This window comes from Bradyrhizobium sp. URHA0013 (assembly GCF_000518345.1).
In the GTDB taxonomy this organism is placed as follows: Bacteria; Pseudomonadota; Alphaproteobacteria; order Rhizobiales; family Xanthobacteraceae; genus Bradyrhizobium.
Window position 1 is genome coordinate 1,619,817 of the sequence record NZ_KI912426.1, and the last position, 22,778, is coordinate 1,642,594.

Sequence of the window (22,778 nt, forward strand, 5' to 3'; positions counted from 1 at the left end):
CTTGCGCGTTCCGACTCGAAAGAGGAGGACTACGCCATGAAATTCCGAAGCGTGTTGTTAGCCGCATTGCTGCTCGCCCCGACGGCCGCGCTGGCCGCTCCGGGTATGGTCACCGTCTCGACCGGCCTGCGCGCCGGGCCGGGTTCGGGCTTTCCGCTGGTCGATCGCATCCCCGAGGGCGCCCGCGTCGATATCCATGGTTGCCTGCGCGGCAAAGCCTGGTGCGACGTGAGCTTCTCGGATGACCGTGGCTGGGTGTCGTCGCGATATCTCGAATATCTCTACCGCAATCATTACGTCTATCTCCCCGACTATGTCGACGAGATCGACGTGCCGGTCGTCCCCTTCGTGCTGACCTCGTACTGGTCGAGCTATTATGAGGGGCGGCCCTGGTATCGGCGCCATGCCCACTGGAATAGCTACTGGACCTCGCATCAGCGCGAAGCGACGCGGATGACGATCGATCCGCGCGCGGCTCGCATCGGCCGCGCGGCAACGCGCGATGCGGCGGTCGCACTCGGGCGCAACAGTGCGAATGCCAGGGAAAATGCGAAGGAAAGTGTCAAGGGCGCGGCCGCGGTCTCCGGTCGTGATGCCATAACTTCACGGCACGACGCCGCGATGGCCAGGCACGAGAGTGCGACTGCGACGGACCGGAGCCGTGCGGGACGAAGCGACCGCATCGCGCATGAGCGGACCAATCTTCAGGGCCGCAATCCGCACGATGCACAGGCCCGCATCATGCACGAGCAAGCCGCACACCGCGCGGCCCTGCATGCGCAGCCGATGGCGCGCCCGCATGAGGCGCCGCGTGTCTCAGCAGCTCCCGCAAGCCGGCCCGCGATGCCGCATGTGGCCCAGCCTAATGTGAGCCACGGCTCCCCGATGAACGCTCATGCCCAAATGCCGGCGCCGCGCACGGCTGCGCCTGCGATGCCTCATGGCGGTGGCGGCGCTCCTCACATCAACGCCGCGCCGCACGGCGGCGGTGCGCCGGCCGGCGGTCCCGGTGGCGGGCACCAGAAGCACTAGCGTTGCCAACGAAAGCCCGGCCCTCGCGCCGGGCTTTCTGCTGAGGCCCGAGCGAGTTCCTTGCCCATACAATTTAAGAAGTTTCTTCGCGGGCAGATTTCATCGATCGTAATATGTCTACTCAAAGCTGTAAGCATTCCACTCGGGGCAGCGGGGCACGGGAGGATGACGACGATGAGACAGAACCAGGCGGAGACGCGCCGCCATAATGTCGCGAAGAGGTCGATGACCAAGGAAGCCAAGCAGCTGTCCGGCCTGATTGCCGGATTGCGCCAATCTCTCGAGGTGATTCACAAGGAGCGATCGAGCACCAAACTCTCCGGCGCCGAGATGGGCCTTCTCGACGAACGCCGCAACAATCTGTTGCTGACCATCGCAGCCCTCGACGACCGCCTCTCCGCGGTGCAGGGGCTGATCGATCTTGGCCGCCCCCACATCATTCGCGTCCACTGATCGGAGCGCAGACCTGATGCTATCGGCTTCGTCGCGGCGGCGACGGAACCGGGCTCAGCTGCCGGCTCTGCGTGGCATAGGGATTGGCGTAGCACTGGGCGGATTGCCCGGAGGCGGTAGCGGCGCACTGCGCGATCGTCGCAAAGCTGCAATCGATGCTGCGGCCGTCGATGGTGTAGATCTCGATGCAGACGGGATGGCGCGGATCGTAGGTCTGAGCCGCTGTGGGCGCCGCGCCAAGCAGGCCCGCACCAAGGCAGCCCACGACAAGCAGGATTGCATTCATGATGCGGCGCACGAAAAGCTCCTTTCGTAATCGGAACCAGGCACAATGCTGCCGCGGATGGCACCAAATTGCCACGCTCCCGGCGAATTGCCGCCAAAGCCCGCTGCCACGACGAGAGCGGGTGCAGGCAACGCTAAGGGGATGCGCATTGGCCTACAAGATGATCGCAGAACGCGACAATGAGAAGTGCAGTTTTGCCCGCGAGAGCCGTTTGCTCATCGTGGCGAAGGCAAAGGTTTGGGCAAGCGAGGGGTGGAAGGTCGTCATCACCGACCAGGACGGCAAGGCCTACGCGCCGCCCGAGTTCGATCAGCTATTGGCGGCCTGACCGCAAGACGGGGCTGGGCAAGACATTGATTTCGCCATTTCGATTGGGGCGCGGCGTGATCGCGCCCCCTATGACTCTTCCAACGATGACTCTTGCGGCGGCCGCTGTTCTGACGGCGACGGTTGCCGTGGCGCAAAATCTCGATGCCGGCAAGTCGCCGCAAAAGCTTTTCGCCGATGGGTGCGCGACCTGCCATCGCAGCCCGCGCGGTCTTGCCAAGGGGCGCTTCAACCTGACGCTGTCCTGGTTTCTGAAGGACCATTACGCAACCAGTTCGGACACAGCCAAGGCACTTGCCGCCTATCTGGAATCGGTCGACACGGCGCCGCCGCGAGCTGCGGCCAAGCCTGGCGCGAAGCGATCCGGGCCGCGTGCGCCCAAGCCGTCGCAAAGCCAGTAGGCGTGGGTCGGCTGCCGGCAGGGCGTCGCGAAGCCGAAGGCCTTGCCGGTGAACACCGTGCTTGCCGGCATCAATGCACCGTGGTCGCCGAGAACAGGTTGATGACCACCACTCCGGACACGATCAGCGCGATGCCGACGAAGGCCGCAGCGTCGAGCATCTGGCGAAACAGCACGAAGGAGATCGTTGCAGTCAGGATGATGCCGACCCCGCCCCAGATCGCATAGGCGATGCTCAGGGGGATGACCCGGATCGCGACCGACAGCGCGTAGAACGAGGCGACATAGAACAGCACCATCGCCAGTGTCGGCCACAGCCGCGTGAACTGCACGGATTGCTGGAGGAAGGCGGACGCCGTGACCTCGAGGACGATAGCGAGGGCAAGCGCTGCGTAGGCATTGAAGGCGGAAGTCATCACGGGCTCGGGCGTATTGTGCAAAGAAAGATACCGCACGGTACGGGGAATATGACGTTTGCCCGGGTCCAGCTATCACGTGTCAGTGACGAGCCTGCGACACGAAGGAGCGCCGCACGAAACCGCCGCGCGATGGTTCGCGCGGCGGCTCATTGGTCGTGGCGTTAGTTGATCCGCACGGAGAGTTCGACGTCGTCGGCAAAGGCCGTGGACATGTAGCTGCTTCCGGGCATGCGCATGCGCGCCAGATAGTCGGGGCTGTCGTCGGCGTTGTCGGCGACGATGATCGCGCCCGGCCGGAGGTGGCCTTCGACCAGATCCAGGATATCGGGGTAGAGCGCCTTGGCGCCGTCGAGTAGCACGAGATCGATCGTATCAGGCAGATCGACTCGAAGCATATTCAGCGCGTCGCCTTCGCGGATTTCGACGAGGTCCAGCAGCCCGCCGGCCGCGAGGTTCTCGCGCGCCCGGGCCGCCTTGGACGGTTCGAATTCGCTGGTGATGAGGCGGCCGCCGCCATTGTCGCGCAAGCCCGCGGCAAGGTGCAGGGTCGAGATGCCGAACGAGGTGCCGAACTCGACGATCGCTTTGGCGCGGGAGCTGCGTGCGAGCATGTAAAGCAGGTGACCGGTCTCGCGGGAGACCGCGAGCGGTGCGTCCTTCAGCCGCCCGTAGAGGTCGCGGTAAGCGGTCTTGCTCCGCATCATCCGTGCGCGGTCGGCGTCGGTCACATCGGCGAAGGCGGCTCGCATCGCGCCGCGCGCGGCTTCGTCCTGGTCGAACAGACGATCGAGCAGTGGCGCAAGTGATGTGATGGTCGGGGTGGTCATGTGTACTCTCCAGATGTCGCCGAGAGGCGAGTGCTTGCGTGAGAATTGAAATACGACTAATTCGTCGCATTCGCTATTCGCATTGCCCGAGGGCCCCATGGCCGATCGCCGAAGCCGTTCAGTTTCCTCACGAAAACAGCCGCAGCAGGCCCGCTCGAACGAGCTGCTGGCGGCCATTCTGGACGCGGCTGTTCAGGTCCTGGCAAAGGAGGGGGCACAGCGCTTCACGACGGCGCGGGTGGCCGAGCGAGCCGGGGTGAGCGTCGGGTCGCTCTATCAATATTTTCCGAACAAGGCGGCGATCCTGTTCCGCCTCCAGAGCGACGAGTGGCGGTGCACGAGCGAGCTCCTGCGCGGCATCCTGGCGGACCGGGCGAAGCCGCCACTGGTGCGGCTGCGCGCGCTGGTCCACGCCTTCATTCGCTCCGAGTGCGAGGAGGCTGCGATCCGCACGGCGCTCAGCGACGCCGCGCCGCTCTATCGCGATGCGCCCGAAGCACACGACGCGCGGGCCGCCGGTAAGGGCATCGTCGCGGCCTTCATGCGGGAGGCCCTGCCCAAGGCGCCGGATGCGACGCGGGAGCTTGCCGGCGAGCTGATCAAGACGACGCTGAGCGAGGGCGGCAAGCAGTTCTCGGAGACACCGCGCAACGACGCGGAGATCGCGCGTCATGCCGACGCAATGGCCGACATGTTCTGCGCCTATATCGATGAGCTTGCGCGGCGGCGAGATCATTCCTGACATCCGCGTTTGCGGGCCAATATCGCTTCTGATCTGACCGGATCATGAGTTAGCCTCGATTTGTCCTCCAGCCCGCTAACGAGCGCCCCGCCATGCATGTCCTCCGCCCCCAATTCCGCATCGAGGAGCAGCAAGCGCTGGAATTCGCAACCCAGCGCGGCTTCGGCATGATCGTCGCTGCGGATGAGCGCGGTCCGCGCGCCTCGCATGTGCCCTTCGTGCTGGAGCAACGTGAGGGGCGCGCGATCGTCCAGATCCATTTCACCGCCAGGAATCCGCTCGTTCCGCTCGCGGATGGCGTGCGGCGCTTTCTGCTGATCGTTGCCGGCGATGACGCCTACATCTCCAACGACTGGTATTCTTCGCGCGACAACGTCTCGACCTGGCTGTACGAGGCCGTGCACCTGTCGGGCGTGGCGCATGTGCGCGGGCTCGACGAGAACCGCGGGCACGGCGATGCGCTACTCGCGGTCGCCGAAGCGCGGCTGCCGAAGGCGCCCTGGGACCTGGCGCAGATGGAGCCGGACAAGCGCGAGACCATGTTGGCCACCATTCGCGTCATCGATCTCGTGGTGGATACCGTCGAGGGGCAGGCCAAGCTCAACCAGCACAAGAGCGATGCGGATCACGTCGCGGTCGCCGGCCGGCTGGCGCGGTCGGAGGAGAGCGGGCATCGGCGGCTGGCGCGGAAGATGCAAGCGCTGCGGCCGGGGCTTGGATATGATTTTTCGTGATCTGGGCGACCCTTGTCCCGCTTGACGATTACTCCTACGGACCTCCTTCATGCTCGTCATCTCCATTCAAAGCCAGGTGGTCCACGGCCATGTCGGCAACAGCGCCGCCGCCTATGCCATGCAGGCGGAAGGTGTGAATGTCGCGGCGGTGCCGACCACGTTGCTGTCGAACCATCCGCGCTATCCGACCCTGCGCGGGCGGGTGCTGGAGACCGAGCTCGTTGCAAATCTGCTGAGAGGCGTCGAGGAGCGCGATCTCGTCGACGAGGCCGCGGTCCTCGTCACCGGCTATCTCGGTTCGTCCGGCAATGCCGCTGTCATTGCCGATTTCGTAGAGCGGGCGCTGACACGCAATCCAAAGCTGATCTATCTCTGCGACCCCGTGATCGGTGACGATGGCCGCGTCTACGTCGCCGACGGCATCCTGGACGTGGTCCGGCACCGGCTGCTGCCGGCCGCCAATCTGACCACGCCGAACCAGTTCGAGCTCGGGCTGCTCGCAGGCCTCGACATCGCGGATGCGCAGGGTCTGCGCGCGGCGTGCGCAGCGCTGGCCGGGACCGGCCACGTCGACGTGGTCGCCACCGGTTGCACGCTCACTGATACGGCGGAAGGGCAGGTGGAAACGATTCTGTGCGCCGACGGTCAGTTGTCGCGCTTTGCGACGCCGCGCCTGCCGATCCGCCCCTCAGGCACCGGCGATCTTCTCACGGGCCTGGTCGCGGCGCATCTGGCCAAGGGCACAGCGACCGAGGCGGCGGTACGGCTCGCGGTCGAAACCATCTTTGCAGTGCTGGTGCGGACTCAGGAGGCGGGCACCGTCGAGATGCAGCTCGTGCCGCTGCCGACGCCGGGACGATAAGCTGGATACTCAGGTCGCGCGTTTCGCGGCCGATTGCGCTGATTTCTGCGGCTTTGCCGGAACCTTCTGCTCGCGCGTCGCCTGTGCCTTCGCCTTTGGCGGCTTTGCGCTTGCCACGGCCCGCGCCTTCCTCGGCTTGACGCTGGCTTCCTTACGGTCCGACGTGCCTCGGCGCGAGACATATTCCGTACCGTCGACCGGGCCGACATGCGGGGGATCGCGGCCGAGATAGGGTCGGCCGATACCGAGCGCCTTGCCATTGGCATCGACCCACTTCCACAGCACCTCGGTCGAGACCCAGCGTTGCGCGCGGTTGTCGCCCTTGGTGCTGACGATGTCGGCCGCCATGCCGTGGCCGTAGCCGCCGCGCGTGCTGCCGCCGTGATAGGAGCGGTCCGAGGCAGCCTTCAGGCCGCTCGCGATCGACTGGCGATAGTCGTCCCGGAACGCGCTGGTGATGCCCGGCGAAAGCCCGGCAGCCTCAGCCGCGAGCAACGTGCGAAACAGCTTTTTCTTGAAACTCTTGTCCATGCCGCCGATGACGTAGTCCATCATCGACATGCCGGCGCGGTCGGCCGCCTTCGGATCCTTCCAGCCAAAGTCCTCGTCGACCAGTTTCGTGAAGCTGCGCATCACGGTCACCATCTTGCCCTTGCGCTTGACGGTGACAGCGCGCCGATCCTCGACCTTGACCGAGTCTTCCTTGGGCGTGCGCTGGTAGAGCGCCCAGAGATAACGGTCGATGCAGGCTTCCATGACGTAGCATTCGTCGAGCACCGCGGTCGTGTCCGCGGACGGCGAGGCCTTGCTCGCGGCAGGCGCAGGGCCGGTCGCGATCGTCGCGGGCGACAGTGCGTCCGTCGTCACGATCTCGGTGGGATCGGCCGAGGCGAGCTTAATCACGGGCTCCGGCGCGGGAGCCGGAGCCACCTCGCTGGCGACTGGAGTCGGCTCAGTTGAAATCTGCGGCACGAGCGGCGCTTCGGTCGGCAAGATCAGCAACGGGTCGGCCGAGGCGAGCTTGATGGCCGGAGCTGGCGCCTCGGGCGCTGCCGTTTCAGTGGTTACGATCGACGGTGTCGCAGCGATGGCGGCCGCGATGTCGGCGGTCAGGGCGACGCCGTCCTCGATGGCCGCAGCGTGCGGGATGTCCGCGAGGTCAAGCCGGCTGAGATCCTTCGCGCGCGAGACGGCGGAAGCATTCGCGCCGCTGTTCTCGATAAGGGCAGGGGCATAGGCGGACAAAGAGAGCGCCAGCCAGCCAGCGAGAACCGCCGAGGGGCAGGAGACCGCCACCAGAAGAGACCGCCGATCATTCATGATCCCTGCCTCCAAACGGTTCTGTCGAACCTCGTCTTCTCCGAACAGACTTGACCAGACAGTCTTGGCCAAACAGCCTTGCACGAAAAGGCACGCCGCGCGTCGATTGTTCGGAGGACGGTGTGGCGGCGCAATGGCGCAATTCGGCGAAATGGGGCTTTTCGAGCGGGTGTTGCGCGCGGGCAACGCGGGTTCCATTGTGGTTTCAGGGGGCCGTAGTCGAAAGGGCCCGCAAATGCGGCATTCATTGTCATCAACTTGAGGCGACTGAATTTACTCAATCTTGGATTGTGGCTGTGCAAGTCTCCCGTGTCGGCGATTCCGGCAGAGTTGGGAAGGACACGCACATGAAACTGAAATGCAAATGGGCCGAATTCGCTGCCGATGAATCCGGCGCTACCGCGATCGAATACGGCCTAATCGCAGCCGGCATCGCGCTCGCGATCATCGAAATCATCTACGCCCTCGGCACCAACCTCGTCGCAAAGCTGCAATCGCTGGCGACAGCGCTGAAATAAGCTGTGCGGTGCGGCGCCCGGCGCTTCGCAACCTTGGGCCGGCTGGCGCGTTAGGCGGCCATGACGCATTCGTCGCTTCGTCCCATGGACGCCTTCGATCCTTCCGAGCCCGCCATCCTGCACGACCAGCTCTCCGATACGATCATCACGTGGACCGCTGAGCAGGCTGACGATTTCAGGCGTGCCAGCCAGCCGGGACAGGACGGAACCGTGATCTGGAAGACCTACGTCTTCGACGGCTGGGGACACGTGCTCGGCGGCTGACCGCCGCTCATAAAAGTGTCATGTCGCAGTCGGCGGTGATTCGGCCAAAGCTTTGTGCGCATTAAACATATTGCTATGCACCGGGCGCGTTGTTGCAATGCAGCAACGCATGTCGCAACGCAGCAAAATGAGCTTAGATGTGCTCCGAACCTTCCATCAGGAGCATCACCCATGAACAAGAAGACTCTGTCGATCGCCGCCGCCATTCTGACGATCGCGGGCAGCACCGCGGCTTTCGCCGCCGAGCTGCCGACTTATGAGGTCAACGGCTTTCCGGTCTCCCCGATGCAGGTGCGCGTGCTCGGTGCAGCGCATGTCGAGCAGCAGGCCTCGGCGCCCACTACTGTCGCTTCGGTCCACCAGACCCGCGTTCTGTCGCCGCGCAAGGTGAAGACGGCTGACGTCACGACGGGCAGCGCCCGCTGATCTGGGGACGCCACAAGCCAACATCAAGCCAACGTGATGCAGGCTCGTTTTCTTCGAGCCTGCCTGGACCGCGTTCCCTTTCGGGAGCGCGGTCTTTTTTTGGCGCAGCGAGTCATGATCACGTGCGGTTGTGTACGGCCGTTCAAAGCGAGTGTGATCTCTTTAATAGTTGCTTTGCAGATCGCGGCGCTTGATGCGGGCGCCGCTTATTGAGCAGCCAAGAATCATTTTCATAATGGAGTAGTCATGCCCGTTGCACAGAAAGCCGTTGTTGCAAGCGTCTCGCCGCGCGCCTTCATTCTCAGGCACATCGCTTTGTTCGCAGCCGCCGCGCTGTTCGTGTTCGTTCTGAGCCTGACCTATGGGCTCGATCTCAGCCCCGGGTTCTTCTGAGAGAAGGCGCGCTGGCGTCTCTCGCCTGCGTGCCAGCCTTGCAGGCACATGGGTTGAGCCGTGGCCTCCGTCGGCGTACCGCTTTGTCCCATGGATCAGCTGACGAGCGGCGCCGACGCTCTCATTCGGAAGAACGATCAGGCGCCGGCGCTTGTCGGCGTGCTCTGCGGCCTTGCCGCGGCGGTGTTCTGGGCGCTCGGCTTTGCCGGCACGCGGCACGGGCTCAAGGTCGGCTTCACGCCGGTCGATCTGCTGGTGCATCGCTATGTCTGGTCCGGCATCGCGTTCCTGCCGCTGGTGATACGCGGCGGAATCTCCGATCTCTGCGGCATCGGCTGGGGCAGGGGCCTTGCGCTGATGGTGCTCGGCGGCCCCGTGATGTCGCTGATCTCCTACACCGGTTTTCTGTTCGTGCCGCTCGGCCATGGCAGCGTGATCCAGCCCTCCTGCGCGACGCTCGGCGGCCTGCTGCTCGCGGCCTTGTTTCTGAAAGAGCATGTCTCCGCGTCGCGCATCGCTGGCGCCCTCGTCATCGTCGCCGGGCTCGGCGTGATCGGCGCGGAATCGATCGGTCATATCGGCGTCGATGGCGTGCTGGGCGATCTCACCTTCGTGCTGACCGGATTGATGTTCGCAGGTTTCGGCGCGCTGGTGCGCCACTGGCGTGTCTCCGCCGTGTCGGCCGCGCTCGTCATCAACGTGCTGTCGCTGTTGCTGCTGCCGATCTACCTCATGACCGGCGGCCTCGCGCGGATCGCGGCGATCGGTGTCGGTGAGAACGCCATCCAGGCGCTGGCGCAGGGCGTGCTTGCGGGTCCGGCTGCGCTTTATCTGTTCGCCGTCTCGGTCCAACGCCTCGGCGTTGCCCGCGCCGCCGTTGTCCCCGCCTGCGTGCCGGCGCTGACGGTGCTCACCGGCTGGCTCCTGCTCGGCGAGCCGCCGACACTATTGCAGACGGCGGGATTGGTGACGGTGCTGTGCGGATTCTATCTGGCGCAGAGGCAGCGATAGACCGCAAGCCTCCGCACGGCGCTTACCATTCGATGGTGGTGAACTTGACGCCGCGGCCGGTCAGCTCCCGCCCGAGCCGCTCGGCGCGCTCGCTGGCGGATTTGCCGAGCAGCCGATACCTGCCTCCGAGAGCCTTGTCGGCGACAACCTGATGCCGGATGTTTTCGTACAATCGCAAGACGGCCTGATCGCTCAGATTGTCGAACATGTCATCGGTCGGGTTTGGTTTGGTCGCGTCGCTTGTTGGCGGTCCTCGCAGAGCGGCCTCCCAAGTCTTGTTCGTACGGATGTCGGCTCATGGGTAGCGGTCCGGCGCAGCAACGTATGTCCACTTCTGAACATTGCGACATGCCTCGGTTTACGCCTTCCTCACGAACTCCGATTTTAGGTTCATCGCGCCGATGCCGTCGATCTTGCAGGCGATGTTGTGGCCGTCGGTCGCGTCCTGCAGGCGGATGTTGCGGACCTTGGTGCCGCCCTTGACGACGGAGGAGGAGCCCTTGACCTTGAGATCCTTCATCACGATGACGCTGTCGCCATCAGTGAGCGCATTGCCGTTGGCATCGCGCACGCCGGCCTCCTGCGCGGCGTCCGCGGCGGCCTCCGCCGTGCCGCTCCATTCATGGCCGCATTCCGGGCAGACCCAGAGGCCGCGATCCTGATAGGCGTGCTCGGAGTTGCAGGTCGGACATTTCATCGCGTCGGTCATCGTTTGCCTCGTCGCCCGTCACGGGCGCGCCGCACGCTTTCCGCCGGAAAAGATGGATTGGGAGCAAATCCTTTACCATGGCTTTCAGTCCTGGTCGAACCCTTGGAAACTTAGGAGTTCAGGAAAAACTCTGCGGTATCGAGGTCCGGAATTTGTGGCTGCGCCGGTTCGACGTCGCGGCGGAAGGGAGTGTTCTGGTCATGAGCGAGCATCGCGCCGCAGTCAGACATCACACGCTACGCACCGGCATTGTCGAATTCGACAACGGTACCGGCAAGATCATCAGCGCGCCCTGCACGATCCGCGATGTCTCGGGCACCGGCGCGCGCCTCGGCCTCAACGCCTCGCTCTGGGTCGCCGAGCAGTTCACGCTGGTCTTCAGCAGCGGACTGCGCAAGGACTGCCGCGTCGCCTGGCGCAAGGGCCGGCTGATCGGCAGCGCGTTCGCGGACGGCTATGCGAGCGCGGACGAGCAGGCCGTGATGATGACGGCGGACGAGCAGTCCCGGCACCGGCTCGGGATCGGCGCGCGCCTCAGGGCTGCGCGCGAAAAACGCGGCTACACGCAAGGCCAGCTCGCCGAACTCATCGGCGCCACGCCGGCCTTCGTCTCGCTGGCCGAGCAGGGCCTGGCGGACATTCCGCTGTACCAGCTGATGCACATCGCCGATCTGCTGATGGTCGGTCTCGATGGGCTCGTCGCAGGGCCGGCGCCCGAGGACGTCGACGCGGCGTAGTCAGCACCCCGTCAAAATAAGAACGTCGAAAACAACCCCATGCACAGTAGAAATCCCGAGGGATTTCAGCGTGTTGAAAATCCGAAAAAACGGTGGTGTTGAGCCGTAGCACGGATGGAGCGCAGCGGGCTACGAGCCTCGCATCGACTTCGGCGATACCGAATCGAATTTGACTCGTCGGGCAAAACAGGGGCAGTATGGCATGATGGCGCCGCTGGAAGCTGGTGGCTCGCCGGCTGCGGAGCGACATGCCGAAGACACCAAAAAGAAAACTGAAGACCTATCAGACCTCGCTCGGCTTCTACGACCAGGCGATCGCCGCGCCCTCGATGAAGGCGGCGCTGGATGCCTGGGGCGCCAGGTCCAATCTGTTTCACCAGGGCGCCGCGAAGGAGACCGACGACCCCGACATCGTCGCGGCGACGATGGAGAAGCCGGGCGTGGTGCTCCGGCGTCCGGTCGGATCGGACGGGGCGTTCACCGAGCATTCCGAGTTGCCGACCGATCTCGCTGACGACGAGGCCGGGCCGAAGCGCAAGGCCAAGTCCAAAGCGAAGTCCAAACCGAAAAAGAGTCCTTCAAAGGCTGCAAAGCAACCAGCCCGCAAGATCGACGCTCAACAGGCGCGCAAGGCCGCCGCGGCGTTCGAGAAGGAAGAGAAGCGGCGGGAAGCCGAGCGCCGCAAGGAGGAGGCCGCCCGCGCCAAGGAGCGCGCGCGTCGCGACAAGGCGGTCGCAACTGCGCAGGCCGCATTGGACGAAGCGAGGCGGGAGCACGAATCGCGGGCGGAGACGATTGAAGCCGAGCGCGCTGCACTCGACGAACGCGCCGAGGCGGAGCAGAGCCGGTGGGACAAGCAGAGGATGAAGCTGGCGGAGGCTGTGCGTCGCGCGCGGGAGTAAATGCCCGGCCATGCGCGCCGCGTCGTCGTCCTTGGCGGCGAGGTCGCGGTTCCATGCCTATATGGACTGATGTCCCACATAGGTTGCCATGTCTGAAAAGCCGTCGATTTTTAAAAGCCCCAATTCTGCAAGCCCAATGATCGTGCGCTCGCGCCGCGCGGCGCCTGTCCTGGTTTGCCGCAAGTGCCTCAAGCGCAGCGACGACGGCCGCGACGTCAGGCGTGCGCTGAAATCCGAACTGAAGGCGAACAAGCGCGACGGCACCAAGCCGGCCAAGCTGATCGTGACCGGATGCTTCGGCCTGTGCCCGAAGCAATCGATCGTGATCGCGAGCGGCGCCAGCCTGGCGCGGCAGGAATATGTGCTGGTTGCGGACCGCGATCAGGTGCCGCGAGCGCTCGCGCTGTTGGATGGCAAGCCCGGCGCATGATGGTCGGTCTGCGCTGCGCCGAAACGGCGGAGCGGCCGGCGTCGGTCATTCCGGCAAAGCTTGATCGCAAATTCGCTTGCCTTGCCTGGCGTCCTTTTGCACTCTGGCGGCAAGGAGACCAACGCATGAAGATCATGACTGTCGCGTGTGCGCTCGGAACCGCCCTGGTGCTGGGCAATCTCGGGATATCGGATGCCGAAGCCCGGACGCGGAAGGCTCGCGTGGTGGATGAACAACGGCTGAGGGTGGATGTCCCCGTGCTCAGGCCAACGCCGTGGGATTACAATATCGTTCCGCGCTATCGTTATCGCCCGGAAGACGACCGGGTCGACCCCTACGGCCCGCCGCTGGTGTCGTCGTATGTCCGCTACGAGGGCTGGCGGTGGCCGTATTGGTGGTGAAGGGCGCCGTTCCTAACCGCCATCCTCCGCCGCAAGCCGCAGAAACTGCCGCTTCATTACGTTGACCCTGGCGACATAGCTCGCGACGAGGTGATCGCCGCAGCGCTCGTCGGCGCTCATCGCAAACTTGCGGCGCGCATAGGCCGTGGCGGGGCCGGCGCCGCAGAGATGGATGAAGGCGGCGAGATCCTGTCTCTCGCGCGCACTCGCCTTCACATCGCCCGCACGGGTGAGCACATCGGCGACATTGCGATCGAGATAGACCGATGCCAGCTCGATGGCGTGGCTCGGGATTGCGCGGATATAGAGGAAGGGAGAGCCGCAGCCGGCCTCCGTGACCGCGTTGCCACGAACGCAGAACCGCGCGGCGTCGGCATAGGCTGCGTCCAGCATCTGGAAGAGGCCGACGGCGCTGGAGGCGGGCCGGTAGATCGCGAGCGGATTAAAACTCCATCGCCAGCGCCAGTAGGTGCGCGCCAGCGGATTGCCCGATGTCTCGACCTGCGCCAGCGCGGCCAGCAATTCGGGCGTGATCGTCGCGGTGGCATGCTTGCGGAATAGCGGCCCGTATTGCCGCCAGGTCTCCGGTGGATCCTTGTCGAGCGCGTGGCCGACAAGGACGAACAGCTCGGTCGGCTTGCGCATGGTTTGATAGGCGATGTTCACGAGCACGACGACCGCAAGCAGCATCGCCACGCCGCCCGCGATCCGGACCATCCGCGGTGCGCGCGCGAAGGTCTTTCGCATCCATCGTGCGCGTCGCCTGAGCTTGCGAAGGCGAGAGAGGAGGGGCTTGCTTCGTCCTGGCATCGGTCTTCTGGGAGTGCATTGCGGAGGCTTTGCACCTGGTTAACGCTACCACCAGGCTTGAAATCCGGCTTCTTTTCGCTCTGGTCGCGTCCTTTCAAGCCGCCGGTCCGTACTCCCACGGCAGTTCGCATCCTTGATGGAAATAACCCGAGGTTGTACTGTGCACCGCAACAGGGATAATTTTGTGTGAATGGATCGGCTGGAATGACCGTAATCGAAAGCGTGGTGTCGGCGGAAGGCGCGGAGCGGAAAATGCCGCCGGGCGTGCTGGTCGAAGGGCCGGTGGTCGAGGCCAAGTTTCGCGACTCCTACATCTCCTTCGTCATCATGATCGGCGGTTCGATCGCGGCGCTGGTCTGGGCGTTCTGGCAAGGCATCGGTTGGGTGGAGATTTCGGTCTTCGCCGGGACGTTCGCGCTGTCCACGGTCGGGATCGGCTTCATGCATCGCTACTTCGTGCACCGCAGCTTCCGCTGCGGTCCGGTGATGCGGACGCTGTTCGCGGCCATCGCCACCATGGCGGTGCAGGGCTCGATCCTGAAATGGGTGAGCAATCATCGCCGGCATCATCTGCACTCCGACAAGCCCGGCGACGTCCACAGCCCTTACTATGACGGCGACGGCAACCCCTATGTCACATTCGCCAAGGGGATGATGCATGCGCAAGGGGGCTGGGTGTGGGACCAGGCCACCACCGATGCCGGATACTACGCCAAGGATATCCTGGCCGATCCGATCGCGATGTTCTTCACCAGGACACGCTGGTACTGGTACGCGCTCTCGGCGGTGATCATTCCGGGCGCGATCGGCTACGCCTTCGGCGGCGTGCACACGATGACCGGCTGCATCCTGTTCTCCGGCCTGTTCCGCAGCTACCTCATGACCATGGCCACCTCGATGGTCAATTCGGTCTGCCACAGCGACGGCCGCTACGGCTACCGCCGCTTCGATCTCGACGACGGCACCACCAACGAGTTCGTGACCACGATCCTCACCTTCGGTGAGGGCCTCCACAACAACCATCACCGGTTTCCGCGCGACGCCTACATTTCGCACGCCTGGTACGAGATCGATATCAACGGCCTGATCATTCTGGGGCTGGGGAAGCTCGGGTTGGTGCACGACATTTTCGCGGCCGGAAGCAGGGCTGTTCGCTCTGGAGATTCGGAGGACGGAAAGCGTCCAGTGGCAGATACCGAAGCGATGGTCTGAAGCAGGTAGGATGGGTCAAGCGGAAGCGAAACCCATCAGTTGCCATTATGACGCGACGGGTTTCGCAAGTGCTCTACCCACCTACGGGCTTTGTGCGTGAGGCGCGGGCCAAACCGTATCTATCCCGCGTTGGCTTGGACGCCATCGGTGAAATCCAAACATAAGTTGTGTTCGGAGGGAACTCTGGCCCAAGGGAGCCGTTGAGCCTATGATCCCCGAGCGTAGCGAGATCGAACCTCCGATCCTCGCCTGAATAAAGACCGCAGTCGCGTTGTGAGCGCGGCTCGGCGCGAAGCGTCCTCCGTGCGTATCAACCGGAAACCTTCATGAACAGCCCCGATGTTCGCAATGCCATTCAGATCGACCGCGGCTCCAGCCTGGCGATCTGCAATGAAATAGGCGACCGCCTGCGGATCAAGCTTGGCGGCGAGCACGACCCATTGCCGCGACATCTAGCGGCCCTGGTCGACCGGATCGCGCAGATCAGCAGCCATTCGAACCAAGCGACGCTCGTGATGACCTCCAGATCGGATCCAGCATGTTAGACTTTTCGAATGTATCTTTTACGCCTGAAACCATCGGCGTCATGAAGACCGCGCTGGACACGGCGGTGGCGTCACTGCCGGCCCCGGTCAGCTCTGCGCATGTCCGGTCGATCGCGGAAACAATCCTTCGCACGGCGAAGGAGGGCGAGCGAGACCCCGCTGTCCTGGAGCGCATGGCGTTGATGGAGCTTCAGATCTCGTCGCGTGATTGATGCCGGTCCGCAGGCTTGCGTGCTGGCGCAGACGTGCTTGCGTTGATTGCCGTGCCCTGATGCGTGGATGGAACTCTGGGGCCGCGGAAGCATTCACATCTGCAGCCGCGATCACGCGGCTCCTGGAGAATCCCCAACATGATACGTCATTTGTTGATCGGCGTTGCCGCGTGCGCAATCGCGGCAATGTCGACACTATCCGCTTCTGCCATGCCCCGGGTTGCGGCGGAGACGCTGGTCGCTGGCTCCGACAGTCCGGTGATTCTCGCGCGCGGCGGTCATGGACACGGCCACGGTCACATGGGACGTGGCGGCCACGGTCATCACTATGGCTGGAGCAGGGGCCGTCATCGTGGCTGGCGCTAAACGCAAACCCACTCAACATCCGGGGCCGCCTTCGATCGGCGGCTCCGTAAAGTCGGCTCATTCGCCCAGCGCGCTCACCAATCCGGATCGCCGTAATAGGGATCGACCATATAGGGCGGGGGCATCCAGGGCCCTCGCGACGGCCTGGGCCGCCGAGGTGCGGCCGCTTGAGCGTGCGGCCGTGCAGGCGCAGCGGCATCGTTGTTGATCACGCTGCGCGGGGCGGGTTTCGCGGATGCAGGCGCGGATGGAGGTGCGGATGCGGGTGAAGTCGTCAGCTCCTTTTGCAGCGTCTGGACCTGTGCGGCGAGGCGCGCATTGGCCGCCGCATCCTTCTCCTGCGCCGCCTTGAGCTGTTGAATGGTGTCGGCCTGCTCGCGCAGCGTCTGTTCGCTGCGGCTTTTCAGTTGCTCGAGCTTTCCGTTGATGTTCGCGAGCTCGCTGCTGATGGTCTTGAGCGATTGCGCGAGATCAGACGACGACGGGTCAGGCGTTGTGGCGCCGGTTCTTGAGGCGTCGGATCTCGAGGCATCGGGTCTTGAAGCGTCAAATCCTGCATTGCTCTCCGTGTCCTTGGCGACCGGCGGCGCTGGCACCGTGCCGGGCTCATCCGCGGCAGCCAGTTGCACGGCCCGCGGTGGCGCCGGACTTTCGACAGCGGAGGATGGCGGAGGCGGCTTCGCGACCGGCGGAGCCCATCGCGCCATGATCGACCTGCTGATCGACCTGGCCTCATCGCGATATTGCGAAGCGAAGGCGACACCGAGAACGCCGATTGCCAGCACGAGGCCGATCAGAGCGCGCCGCATGGGCCGGTCTCCCATCAGGCCTTGATCGCGAACTTGGCTATCCGGCGCCGGCGCCGCGGCCTTGGGAAGCTCGTCCTTGGGAGGCTCCTCCTTGGGAATCTCGTCTTTGGGAGGCTGGACTGCCTCCGCGGCGGCGCTTGCTCGCGAGACCCGTGGGCTTTCGCTGCCGCGTTCCATTCCGGAAACCAGCCGGTCCAGCCGCGCAAGGTCTTGCTCCGCGCTCTTGATCCGGTCGTAAGCCCGCGCCAGCCCGCCATCGGCGCGCCCCGCGTCCGGCTTGGGGGCCTCAGGTTTGGGCGCGTCTGCCTTGTGGTCGTCAGGCTTGGGGTCGTTCGTCTCGGGCACCGATGCGCTCTCGATCCAGTCGGGCGTCAATGGGAGTGCGGCAGTTCAATCGGAACGATAGGTCTCGCCGCTGTCCCACACAACGCGCGTGCGAAGGAGAAATTATGGCGGGCTCGAAGGAGGGCGGGTCGCGGGGTAGCGGGCCCCTTGATCTGGATCAAGCAGGCAGCGCCCGACCGCCTCCAGCGTGCAGGCATTCATCGGAAGGAAAACATGGTTCAGACAAGAGTGATCGTCCTTGGTGCCTTCGCCGCCCTGCTGCTGGCGGTGCCGGCCAAGGCCCAGGTGCTGGTCGATGTTTCCAAGATCAGCTGCGACCAGTACATCACCCAGCGCATTACCCACATGCAGACCGTGAACGTCTGGCTGGCCGGGTTCTACGCCGGCCGCCGCAACAATCCCGTTGTGGACACGCAAGCGCTGAACAAGAACGGCAACAAGCTATCGCGCTTCTGCGAGTCGCATCGCGAGATGCCGCTGCTGGATGCGGTCGAGGCCAATACGAAGTAGCGCCTCGCTCGTCTACCCGACGAGCTCTTACCGTAATGTTGGGCTTGGGAACCAAATGCAAAATCATTCGATTGATGAGCATCACCCCACGATCAACGGAGACACGGATGGAACTGGCCGGGAAAAAGATTGCGATTCTTGCGACCAACGGCTTCGAGCAATCGGAGCTCGAAGTGCCGCGTGATACCCTCAAGGCGGCCGGAGCGACCGTCGAGATCATTTCGCTGCAGCCCGGCGAGATCAAGGGCTGGGACGAGAAAGACTGGGGCCGCCCCGTCAAAGTCGACAAGACCCTCGATCAGGCCAAGGCCGGCGATTATGACGCGCTGGTGTTGCCCGGCGGCCAGATCAACCCAGATCTCTTGCGCGTCGAGCCCAAGGCGCTGGCCTTCATCAAGAGCATCTTCGATGCCAAGAAGGTCGTTGCCGCGGTCTGCCATGCGCCCTGGCTGCTGGTCGAGACCGGCATCGCGAAGGGCCGCAGGATGACCTCCTACAAATCGATCAAGACCGACATCGCCAATGCCGGGGCGAAGTGGGAGGATTCCGAGGTCGTCGTCGACCAGGGCATCATCACCTCGCGCAACCCGGGTGACCTCAAGGCCTTCAGCGCCAAGATCATCGAAGAGGTGAAGGAAGGCCGCCACACCCAGCGCAGCAACGCGGCGTAAGGGTGTTGGCGGTGCGCGAGGCGATGCCATCCAACCCCGGTTCACGTGGCGCTATCGAAATGAAATTGGCTCGTAGCTCGTAGGGTGGGTTAGCCGAAGGCGTACCCCCCACGACTTGCCGGAGAAAACAAAAGAGGTGGGTTACGCTTCGCTAACCCACCTTACGCGCCAGAATCTGGAGCCAGCAATCAATAGCGGCTGCCGCTGCCCTTTTGCTGCGTGATCCAGTCCGACAATGTTTTCGGTCTGGATTTCTCGGTCCGGCCCGGTGATACCTTTGGATTGTCGCGGGTGCCTTTGGTCGAACGGGACCGCGGTGCATCCGTTGCGTGGACGCTCCTCAAGGCAGTCGTCGATGCCTCCGCGGCTTCCTTCTCCAGGCGCAATTGCTTCAATCGCGCCATCTTGAGGCGCTCTGCCTCGACTTCGGGGCGTTCGGCGAGCTGCGGCTTGTGCTGAGCAAGCTCGGCCGGGACCAGGACACCGAGAATGGTCGTCTCGCCGAGCGCCTTGCAGGCTTCGAGCCGATGCAATCCCTCGACCAGAACGAGCCGGTCTCCGTCGAGCCGAACGGAAATGGGGCTCTGCTGTCCGATCTCCAGCATGCTTTCTGCAATCTCCTCGACGGTCTCGGGCTTGATGGCTTTCTTCTGCTTCGTGGGAACGAAAATCTTCTCGATCGGGAAGCTTTCCGGTTTGGGCATAACTCGACTCCGCTTCTACCGGGCCCGTCGGAACCCATGCCGGCGGTGGTCGGAGTTTAGGAGGGAGGGGCTCGACCGCAAAGGTAATTTCGGCGGCATTGATCGCCGAATGATGGGTTTCGCAAGGGCTCTACCCATCCTACGAGCTGTCGCCGCCATTTCCGATCCTTTCCTTAAGTTATCTTCTTTGACGCGATATCAATTACGAGATCAAAGACCTTCTGCGGGTCATCCGTGATCGTTATGACGGGCGACACAAGTGCCTCGCTTGAAGGCCGGTTTGCGAAGCTACCGGAGTAGACAATGATTGGAATATTCGGATGGCTCGACTTGATGTTATCGATGGTCTTTAAGCCGGCGGTCTTATCGGCGGCCCTCATTCCGCTGCCGTCTCGCCCGATGTCTGTAATGACTACGTCAAACAGTCCTGCGGTTGCAAAAGATGCAGATATACCGGCATCGCTGTCGATACAAACGACGATCATCCCAAGGGTCTGAAACGCATATTGTAGGCCAATATTGTTCTGCGGATGATCGTCGATCCACAAAACTTTCATGCGTGTTTCCGGTGGCTGCAAATTCTGCGACATCAGCTTTGATGTCGCGTTTTTTGCCTCGGGACTGGTAGGATCTCGTCGAGAAATCGTATTTGCTTCCCCAGGTTTGGCTGCAAGTTGTTGCGATAATCCATTCTGAACTTGTTGCGCGACCAACTTGAAAGTGAGCCCGTCCTTACCGGCAGAAATCTCGACGGATTGCTTGTCTCGCATGAAAGCATTCACGAACGTCTGGATTGCGTTCATGTTGGTGTGCTGGACGGCCATATAGATCAGGATTAGCAACGTCGCCGGCCAAGCCAATCCGATGAGTAACGTAACAAGCGATGACCAAACGTCGGATATGAACTTGTTGCGGACGGGGATCGTGGCCGACGGATCAGCGGCAGGATCTTTTGCGGCGCCTGCGTTTTCCTGAGGTACGAGAGGATTCGGATCATCTGGCATGTCTAATCAATCAAAAGAGTAAAGGGTGACAATAGGGCTCAGCTTATAATTGTGAATTTTTATTCACATCTCCGCTGGTTGTCTAGCGGGTTGTCGCTAGCCCGTAGGATGGGTTGAGCCGTTGCGAAACCCATCGCTTTGCCGAACGACTGACGATGGGTATCGCTTCGCTCCACCCATCCTACGGGCTTGTTAAGCCTCTTCCGCTTCAGCGCAGCACTTGATCTGGTCGTACGCCCGCGCCAGCCCGCCATCGACGCGCCCCCGTCCGGCTTGGGGGCGTCAGGCTTGTGGTCATCCGGCTTGGGTTCGTTCGTCTCGGGCGCCGATGCGCTCTCGCTCCAGTCGTGCGTCAATGGGAGTGAGGCAGTTCGATCGTTGGAACGATAGGTCGCGCCGCTGTCCAACACAACGCGCGTGCGAAGGAGAAATTGTGGCGTCGGATCGTCGATGAAGAAAGCTGAGCCTCACGACAATTTAAGATTGAATTGCACTCACTCGTGGGCCAAAGATTGGTCTCTTCAATGAGAAGTCGGTGGAGAGAAGTGCATCGCCCATGTCCTTGCCGCCCGTCCGCGCAATGCTGGGAAGTATTGATGATCTACCTGATGACCTCGATTTTGAAGAGGAAGACGGCTGCGTCTATCTTCGCGCTCCGATCGGCCTGAGCGAAGACGACCGTTGGCTCACCCTGATCGACGTGGGCCTTACACCGAGACGCGATTCGACGCCTCTGCCCGACCTGCGGTCCTTCGACTATCACGAATTCGGGTATGAAGTTACCATTCTTGATCAGTCCGGGAAGGTCCCGATCCGATCAACGATGAACCGGGACATCGCAAAAGTCTGGTTGCCGCCAAACTGCTCCGGCTTGGTTTTCGACGTCGTAAACCATTGTTGTCGCAGGCTTTTGCGGGAGTTTAGGCCCGGCTATATCTACCGTGTGACCGCTGCCTCGCAGGTTGGAGGACCTGCACTGCACAAGCACACTTTGGTGACGAATGTGATGCAGAATGAGGGTTACTCGATCCTTAGGGACGGAACGGACGATTGGAAGCGGACGTTCTGGCTGATGGGCCGAGAAGGGTTTGATCTGTCCTACCTAGGGTAGGAAGTTCGACGAAGGTCCTTCGATGAATTGGCAAAAGTTGATCTCGACGGCGCTGGAGGCAATCGGTTTCCGCAGGGAAAGCGAACAGAAGCCCCGTGTCTATGAAGGCATTCGCGAGCGTCGGGGCGAGGAAGCGCAGCGTTATCTCGCACAGGCAAACCGTTCGCTCGCCAAGGTTCGGAAGAAGCGAGACGAACGGGCGCACGAGTCCGCATAACCCGATAGGCCACGGTCGGATCTTGGCGTTAGCGTTTAGTGCACTGTGACTGTAATCCTGCCATTATAGCCAAATCAACGCGGTATAGGCGTCGCTCCGTTACTGGACTTCGTCGCCATCTTGGAAACGGTCGTAAACTGTGTCGCAGACTTGACACATGAACTTGTGGCCGACTGGAAAGAGCTTCTGCTGACCGCAGCAAGAGCAGACCTCGTTTAAGAACGTAGTTTGCGGAGGCACGGGATTTGACGACAAGATCTCCCGGACCTCGTCGGCGATCTTCTGGACCCGAATTGCAACCGCCGGTCTCGCCAGCTCTTCCTGCATCTCCTCGAAATAGATACGCGCGGCAGTCAAGCTTACGCCAGCCTGAACGGACACCTCGTCGGCCGAGGAGAGTCCGCGCGCGGTGTCGTCGTTGATCAAGAACGCCCCGCCGAACACGACGGCTTGGTGCTCGGCCGACTTAAACTTGGGAATCCAAGTCGGGGTTACGTTGCCGACGCGACGCCGTGGGAGCGTTGCTCCCTTCATCAACTGGTCGATGTGAAGAACGGCATGGCCGAGCTCATGGGCAATGGTGTACCGAGCATAACCGTCACCCATGAATGCCTTGTGCCGAATCCGCCTGGGAATCTTCACGACGATGCATGCGCCATCGTAAATGGTCAGTCCGGAATCGTCGGGCAGTTCGGCATCGGACACGACGTCGAGCCTAAACGGCATTTTCCCGCGAACAGTCCAAATCTCGTTGACTGACTCGAGAGCGAGAGGATCGACTCGCTCGGAATTCTCCCACCGCAGGAAGCGGCGGAAAGCCTTCGCGTGTTCGTGGACTTCGATGTCCCGCAGCGGATCTACTATGAAATCGTCACTCGACATCGAATTGACCTCGTCGAAACGAACAATTCTTCACTCAGGAATGCGCCGGCACTTGGCCGGCAGGTCGGTTAGATGCCGGCAGAGAGAGGCCAACCGGGCCTCCGTGGGTTGGAAACCCCGCAACTTCGCGGGGAATCCGTGGATTTGCAGGCCCGCGATCGCGAGCGTCAGAGTGGGAGTCGCGGGC

Annotated in this window: 33 protein-coding genes; 22 read left to right on the forward strand and 11 right to left on the reverse strand. The window is 62.9% G+C overall.

The window, feature by feature from the left end:
- Positions 1-36 precede the first annotated feature (36 nt).
- Complete coding sequence (locus N551_RS0128260; RefSeq protein WP_027569779.1) at positions 37-1,032, forward strand: SH3 domain-containing protein; 996 nt, start codon at positions 37-39, stop codon at positions 1,030-1,032.
- A gap of 174 nt (positions 1,033-1,206) precedes the next feature.
- Complete coding sequence (locus tag N551_RS0128265) at positions 1,207-1,485, forward strand: hypothetical protein (RefSeq protein ID WP_027517641.1); 279 nt, start codon at positions 1,207-1,209, stop codon at positions 1,483-1,485.
- A gap of 19 nt (positions 1,486-1,504) precedes the next feature.
- On the opposite strand, the gene N551_RS0128270 is transcribed toward N551_RS0128265, so the two are convergent.
- Positions 1,505-1,783 carry a DUF3551 domain-containing protein gene (locus N551_RS0128270; protein WP_027569780.1) on the reverse strand — a complete coding sequence of 93 codons (279 nt, stop codon included), beginning with the start codon at positions 1,781-1,783 and terminating at the stop codon, positions 1,505-1,507.
- Positions 1,784-1,892: 109 nt separating this feature from the next.
- On the opposite strand from N551_RS0128270, the gene N551_RS39050 reads away from it, so the two are divergent.
- Both N551_RS39050 and N551_RS0128280 read left to right on the forward strand, forming a co-directional pair.
- Positions 1,893-2,099: a hypothetical protein gene (locus tag N551_RS39050; RefSeq protein WP_027569781.1), complete on the forward strand. Its 207-nt coding sequence runs from the start codon at positions 1,893-1,895 to the stop codon at positions 2,097-2,099.
- Between the two features lie 85 nt (positions 2,100-2,184).
- Positions 2,185-2,499, forward strand: a complete 315-nt coding sequence (locus N551_RS0128280) for a hypothetical protein (protein ID WP_027569782.1) — start codon at positions 2,185-2,187, stop codon at positions 2,497-2,499.
- A 70-nt stretch (positions 2,500-2,569) separates the two neighbouring features.
- Here the strand turns inward: N551_RS0128280 and N551_RS0128285 are convergent, their stop codons facing one another.
- Both N551_RS0128285 and N551_RS0128290 read right to left on the reverse strand, forming a co-directional pair.
- Entirely contained in the window at positions 2,570-2,914 is a 345-nt protein-coding gene (locus N551_RS0128285) for a multidrug efflux SMR transporter (protein WP_027569783.1), read from the reverse strand.
- 164 nt (positions 2,915-3,078) lie between these two features.
- Positions 3,079-3,744 (reverse strand): O-methyltransferase, encoded by a 666-nt coding sequence (locus N551_RS0128290; protein ID WP_027569784.1) that lies wholly within the window; start codon positions 3,742-3,744, stop codon positions 3,079-3,081.
- Between the two features lie 97 nt (positions 3,745-3,841).
- Here N551_RS0128290 and N551_RS0128295 point away from each other — a divergent pair, with 97 nt between their 5' ends.
- The 3 genes from N551_RS0128295 (at position 3,842) to pdxY (ending at position 6,082) form a co-directional block, all read left to right on the forward strand.
- On the forward strand, positions 3,842-4,486 hold the full coding sequence (locus N551_RS0128295) for a TetR family transcriptional regulator (RefSeq protein ID WP_027569785.1): 645 nt from the start codon (positions 3,842-3,844) through the stop codon (positions 4,484-4,486).
- A 92-nt stretch (positions 4,487-4,578) separates the two neighbouring features.
- Positions 4,579-5,220 (forward strand): FMN-binding negative transcriptional regulator, encoded by a 642-nt coding sequence (locus tag N551_RS0128300; RefSeq protein WP_027569786.1) that lies wholly within the window; start codon positions 4,579-4,581, stop codon positions 5,218-5,220.
- A gap of 49 nt (positions 5,221-5,269) precedes the next feature.
- The gene (gene pdxY, locus N551_RS0128305; RefSeq protein WP_027569787.1) at positions 5,270-6,082 is read left to right on the forward strand and encodes a pyridoxal kinase; all 813 of its coding nucleotides are present in this window, start codon (positions 5,270-5,272) and stop codon (positions 6,080-6,082) included.
- 9 nt (positions 6,083-6,091) lie between these two features.
- On the opposite strand, the gene N551_RS0128310 is transcribed toward pdxY, so the two are convergent.
- On the reverse strand, positions 6,092-7,402 hold the full coding sequence (locus tag N551_RS0128310) for a hypothetical protein (RefSeq protein WP_027569788.1): 1,311 nt from the start codon (positions 7,400-7,402) through the stop codon (positions 6,092-6,094).
- 347 nt (positions 7,403-7,749) lie between these two features.
- Here N551_RS0128310 and N551_RS0128315 point away from each other — a divergent pair, with 347 nt between their 5' ends.
- The 5 genes from N551_RS0128315 to N551_RS0128335 all read left to right on the forward strand — a co-directional run bounded on the left by N551_RS0128315 (position 7,750) and on the right by N551_RS0128335 (position 10,014).
- Positions 7,750-7,920 carry a Flp family type IVb pilin gene (locus N551_RS0128315; protein ID WP_007609602.1) on the forward strand — a complete coding sequence of 57 codons (171 nt, stop codon included), beginning with the start codon at positions 7,750-7,752 and terminating at the stop codon, positions 7,918-7,920.
- A gap of 60 nt (positions 7,921-7,980) precedes the next feature.
- Positions 7,981-8,184: a hypothetical protein gene (locus tag N551_RS0128320; RefSeq protein WP_027569790.1), complete on the forward strand. Its 204-nt coding sequence runs from the start codon at positions 7,981-7,983 to the stop codon at positions 8,182-8,184.
- Between the two features lie 171 nt (positions 8,185-8,355).
- Entirely contained in the window at positions 8,356-8,610 is a 255-nt protein-coding gene (locus tag N551_RS0128325; protein WP_027569791.1) for a hypothetical protein, read from the forward strand.
- Between the two features lie 246 nt (positions 8,611-8,856).
- Positions 8,857-9,003 carry a hypothetical protein gene (locus tag N551_RS39055; protein ID WP_197031196.1) on the forward strand — a complete coding sequence of 49 codons (147 nt, stop codon included), beginning with the start codon at positions 8,857-8,859 and terminating at the stop codon, positions 9,001-9,003.
- A gap of 90 nt (positions 9,004-9,093) precedes the next feature.
- Entirely contained in the window at positions 9,094-10,014 is a 921-nt protein-coding gene (locus N551_RS0128335; protein WP_027569792.1) for a DMT family transporter, read from the forward strand.
- 22 nt (positions 10,015-10,036) lie between these two features.
- Here the strand turns inward: N551_RS0128335 and N551_RS36365 are convergent, their stop codons facing one another.
- Together N551_RS36365 and N551_RS0128345 are read right to left on the reverse strand one after the other, a co-directional pair.
- The gene (locus N551_RS36365) at positions 10,037-10,222 is read right to left on the reverse strand and encodes a hypothetical protein (protein ID WP_035962695.1); all 186 of its coding nucleotides are present in this window, start codon (positions 10,220-10,222) and stop codon (positions 10,037-10,039) included.
- A gap of 150 nt (positions 10,223-10,372) precedes the next feature.
- Positions 10,373-10,723: a zinc ribbon domain-containing protein YjdM gene (locus tag N551_RS0128345; protein ID WP_027569793.1), complete on the reverse strand. Its 351-nt coding sequence runs from the start codon at positions 10,721-10,723 to the stop codon at positions 10,373-10,375.
- Between the two features lie 200 nt (positions 10,724-10,923).
- On the opposite strand from N551_RS0128345, the gene N551_RS0128350 reads away from it, so the two are divergent.
- The 4 genes from N551_RS0128350 (at position 10,924) to N551_RS0128365 (ending at position 13,193) form a co-directional block, all read left to right on the forward strand.
- Complete coding sequence (locus N551_RS0128350; protein ID WP_027569794.1) at positions 10,924-11,460, forward strand: helix-turn-helix domain-containing protein; 537 nt, start codon at positions 10,924-10,926, stop codon at positions 11,458-11,460.
- 248 nt (positions 11,461-11,708) lie between these two features.
- A complete protein-coding gene (locus N551_RS0128355) occupies positions 11,709-12,362 on the forward strand; it encodes a hypothetical protein (RefSeq protein ID WP_027569795.1) in 654 nt (217 codons plus the stop codon).
- 136 nt (positions 12,363-12,498) lie between these two features.
- Complete coding sequence (locus tag N551_RS0128360) at positions 12,499-12,792, forward strand: (2Fe-2S) ferredoxin domain-containing protein (RefSeq protein ID WP_035962697.1); 294 nt, start codon at positions 12,499-12,501, stop codon at positions 12,790-12,792.
- Positions 12,789-13,193 (forward strand): hypothetical protein, encoded by a 405-nt coding sequence (locus N551_RS0128365; RefSeq protein ID WP_245287861.1) that lies wholly within the window; start codon positions 12,789-12,791, stop codon positions 13,191-13,193. The genes N551_RS0128360 and N551_RS0128365 overlap by 4 nt, the downstream gene beginning before the upstream one ends.
- 12 nt (positions 13,194-13,205) lie before the next feature.
- On the opposite strand, the gene N551_RS0128370 is transcribed toward N551_RS0128365, so the two are convergent.
- Complete coding sequence (locus N551_RS0128370; RefSeq protein ID WP_371180124.1) at positions 13,206-13,940, reverse strand: lytic transglycosylase domain-containing protein; 735 nt, start codon at positions 13,938-13,940, stop codon at positions 13,206-13,208.
- Between the two features lie 267 nt (positions 13,941-14,207).
- Between N551_RS0128370 and N551_RS0128375 the strand changes: the two genes are divergently transcribed.
- The 3 genes from N551_RS0128375 to N551_RS0128385 all read left to right on the forward strand — a co-directional run bounded on the left by N551_RS0128375 (position 14,208) and on the right by N551_RS0128385 (position 15,972).
- Positions 14,208-15,215 carry an acyl-CoA desaturase gene (locus tag N551_RS0128375; protein ID WP_027569799.1) on the forward strand — a complete coding sequence of 336 codons (1,008 nt, stop codon included), beginning with the start codon at positions 14,208-14,210 and terminating at the stop codon, positions 15,213-15,215.
- Positions 15,216-15,541: 326 nt separating this feature from the next.
- Positions 15,542-15,760, forward strand: coding sequence for a hypothetical protein (locus N551_RS0128380; RefSeq protein ID WP_027569800.1), 219 nt, complete (start codon positions 15,542-15,544; stop codon positions 15,758-15,760).
- Positions 15,754-15,972: a hypothetical protein gene (locus N551_RS0128385; protein ID WP_027569801.1), complete on the forward strand. Its 219-nt coding sequence runs from the start codon at positions 15,754-15,756 to the stop codon at positions 15,970-15,972. The genes N551_RS0128380 and N551_RS0128385 overlap by 7 nt, the downstream gene beginning before the upstream one ends.
- A gap of 440 nt (positions 15,973-16,412) precedes the next feature.
- Here N551_RS0128385 and N551_RS0128390 read toward each other — a convergent pair whose 3' ends face one another.
- Positions 16,413-17,492 (reverse strand): hypothetical protein, encoded by a 1,080-nt coding sequence (locus N551_RS0128390; protein WP_027569802.1) that lies wholly within the window; start codon positions 17,490-17,492, stop codon positions 16,413-16,415.
- A gap of 213 nt (positions 17,493-17,705) precedes the next feature.
- Between N551_RS0128390 and N551_RS0128395 the strand changes: the two genes are divergently transcribed.
- A complete protein-coding gene (locus N551_RS0128395; RefSeq protein ID WP_245287862.1) occupies positions 17,706-18,002 on the forward strand; it encodes an HdeA/HdeB family chaperone in 297 nt (98 codons plus the stop codon).
- Between the two features lie 107 nt (positions 18,003-18,109).
- Positions 18,110-18,673 (forward strand): type 1 glutamine amidotransferase domain-containing protein, encoded by a 564-nt coding sequence (locus tag N551_RS0128400; protein WP_027569804.1) that lies wholly within the window; start codon positions 18,110-18,112, stop codon positions 18,671-18,673.
- A 188-nt stretch (positions 18,674-18,861) separates the two neighbouring features.
- On the opposite strand, the gene N551_RS0128405 is transcribed toward N551_RS0128400, so the two are convergent.
- Both N551_RS0128405 and N551_RS0128410 read right to left on the reverse strand, forming a co-directional pair.
- Positions 18,862-19,377, reverse strand: coding sequence for a ParB N-terminal domain-containing protein (locus N551_RS0128405; protein ID WP_027569805.1), 516 nt, complete (start codon positions 19,375-19,377; stop codon positions 18,862-18,864).
- A 173-nt stretch (positions 19,378-19,550) separates the two neighbouring features.
- Complete coding sequence (locus N551_RS0128410) at positions 19,551-20,381, reverse strand: response regulator (RefSeq protein WP_081747954.1); 831 nt, start codon at positions 20,379-20,381, stop codon at positions 19,551-19,553.
- A gap of 556 nt (positions 20,382-20,937) precedes the next feature.
- On the opposite strand from N551_RS0128410, the gene N551_RS0128415 reads away from it, so the two are divergent.
- Positions 20,938-21,492: a hypothetical protein gene (locus tag N551_RS0128415; RefSeq protein ID WP_027569807.1), complete on the forward strand. Its 555-nt coding sequence runs from the start codon at positions 20,938-20,940 to the stop codon at positions 21,490-21,492.
- A 316-nt stretch (positions 21,493-21,808) separates the two neighbouring features.
- Here N551_RS0128415 and N551_RS0128425 read toward each other — a convergent pair whose 3' ends face one another.
- The gene (locus N551_RS0128425; RefSeq protein ID WP_027569809.1) at positions 21,809-22,591 is read right to left on the reverse strand and encodes an ImmA/IrrE family metallo-endopeptidase; all 783 of its coding nucleotides are present in this window, start codon (positions 22,589-22,591) and stop codon (positions 21,809-21,811) included.
- Positions 22,592-22,778 lie beyond the last annotated feature (187 nt).

Coding starts and splice junctions, on each gene's coding strand:
- N551_RS0128260 (WP_027569779.1), top strand. CDS start 37: ATGAAATTCCGAAGCGTGTTGTTAGCCGCATTGCTGCTCGCCCCGACG.
- N551_RS0128265 (WP_027517641.1), top strand. CDS start 1,207: ATGAGACAGAACCAGGCGGAGACGCGCCGCCATAATGTCGCGAAGAGG.
- N551_RS0128280 (WP_027569782.1), top strand. CDS start 2,185: ATGACTCTTGCGGCGGCCGCTGTTCTGACGGCGACGGTTGCCGTGGCG.
- N551_RS0128285 (WP_027569783.1), bottom strand. CDS start 2,914: ATGACTTCCGCCTTCAATGCCTACGCAGCGCTTGCCCTCGCTATCGTC.
- N551_RS0128290 (WP_027569784.1), bottom strand. CDS start 3,744: ATGACCACCCCGACCATCACATCACTTGCGCCACTGCTCGATCGTCTG.
- N551_RS0128295 (WP_027569785.1), top strand. CDS start 3,842: ATGGCCGATCGCCGAAGCCGTTCAGTTTCCTCACGAAAACAGCCGCAG.
- N551_RS0128300 (WP_027569786.1), top strand. CDS start 4,579: ATGCATGTCCTCCGCCCCCAATTCCGCATCGAGGAGCAGCAAGCGCTG.
- pdxY (WP_027569787.1), top strand. CDS start 5,270: ATGCTCGTCATCTCCATTCAAAGCCAGGTGGTCCACGGCCATGTCGGC.
- N551_RS0128310 (WP_027569788.1), bottom strand. CDS start 7,402: ATGAATGATCGGCGGTCTCTTCTGGTGGCGGTCTCCTGCCCCTCGGCG.
- N551_RS0128315 (WP_007609602.1), top strand. CDS start 7,750: ATGAAACTGAAATGCAAATGGGCCGAATTCGCTGCCGATGAATCCGGC.
- N551_RS0128320 (WP_027569790.1), top strand. CDS start 7,981: ATGACGCATTCGTCGCTTCGTCCCATGGACGCCTTCGATCCTTCCGAG.
- N551_RS0128325 (WP_027569791.1), top strand. CDS start 8,356: ATGAACAAGAAGACTCTGTCGATCGCCGCCGCCATTCTGACGATCGCG.
- N551_RS39055 (WP_197031196.1), top strand. CDS start 8,857: ATGCCCGTTGCACAGAAAGCCGTTGTTGCAAGCGTCTCGCCGCGCGCC.
- N551_RS0128335 (WP_027569792.1), top strand. CDS start 9,094: ATGGATCAGCTGACGAGCGGCGCCGACGCTCTCATTCGGAAGAACGAT.
- N551_RS36365 (WP_035962695.1), bottom strand. CDS start 10,222: ATGTTCGACAATCTGAGCGATCAGGCCGTCTTGCGATTGTACGAAAAC.
- N551_RS0128345 (WP_027569793.1), bottom strand. CDS start 10,723: ATGACCGACGCGATGAAATGTCCGACCTGCAACTCCGAGCACGCCTAT.
- N551_RS0128350 (WP_027569794.1), top strand. CDS start 10,924: ATGAGCGAGCATCGCGCCGCAGTCAGACATCACACGCTACGCACCGGC.
- N551_RS0128355 (WP_027569795.1), top strand. CDS start 11,709: ATGCCGAAGACACCAAAAAGAAAACTGAAGACCTATCAGACCTCGCTC.
- N551_RS0128360 (WP_035962697.1), top strand. CDS start 12,499: ATGATCGTGCGCTCGCGCCGCGCGGCGCCTGTCCTGGTTTGCCGCAAG.
- N551_RS0128365 (WP_245287861.1), top strand. CDS start 12,789: ATGATGGTCGGTCTGCGCTGCGCCGAAACGGCGGAGCGGCCGGCGTCG.
- N551_RS0128370 (WP_371180124.1), bottom strand. CDS start 13,940: ATGCGAAAGACCTTCGCGCGCGCACCGCGGATGGTCCGGATCGCGGGC.
- N551_RS0128375 (WP_027569799.1), top strand. CDS start 14,208: ATGACCGTAATCGAAAGCGTGGTGTCGGCGGAAGGCGCGGAGCGGAAA.
- N551_RS0128380 (WP_027569800.1), top strand. CDS start 15,542: ATGAACAGCCCCGATGTTCGCAATGCCATTCAGATCGACCGCGGCTCC.
- N551_RS0128385 (WP_027569801.1), top strand. CDS start 15,754: ATGTTAGACTTTTCGAATGTATCTTTTACGCCTGAAACCATCGGCGTC.
- N551_RS0128395 (WP_245287862.1), top strand. CDS start 17,706: ATGGTTCAGACAAGAGTGATCGTCCTTGGTGCCTTCGCCGCCCTGCTG.
- N551_RS0128400 (WP_027569804.1), top strand. CDS start 18,110: ATGGAACTGGCCGGGAAAAAGATTGCGATTCTTGCGACCAACGGCTTC.
- N551_RS0128405 (WP_027569805.1), bottom strand. CDS start 19,377: ATGCCCAAACCGGAAAGCTTCCCGATCGAGAAGATTTTCGTTCCCACG.
- N551_RS0128410 (WP_081747954.1), bottom strand. CDS start 20,381: ATGCCAGATGATCCGAATCCTCTCGTACCTCAGGAAAACGCAGGCGCC.
- N551_RS0128415 (WP_027569807.1), top strand. CDS start 20,938: ATGTCCTTGCCGCCCGTCCGCGCAATGCTGGGAAGTATTGATGATCTA.
- N551_RS0128425 (WP_027569809.1), bottom strand. CDS start 22,591: ATGTCGAGTGACGATTTCATAGTAGATCCGCTGCGGGACATCGAAGTC.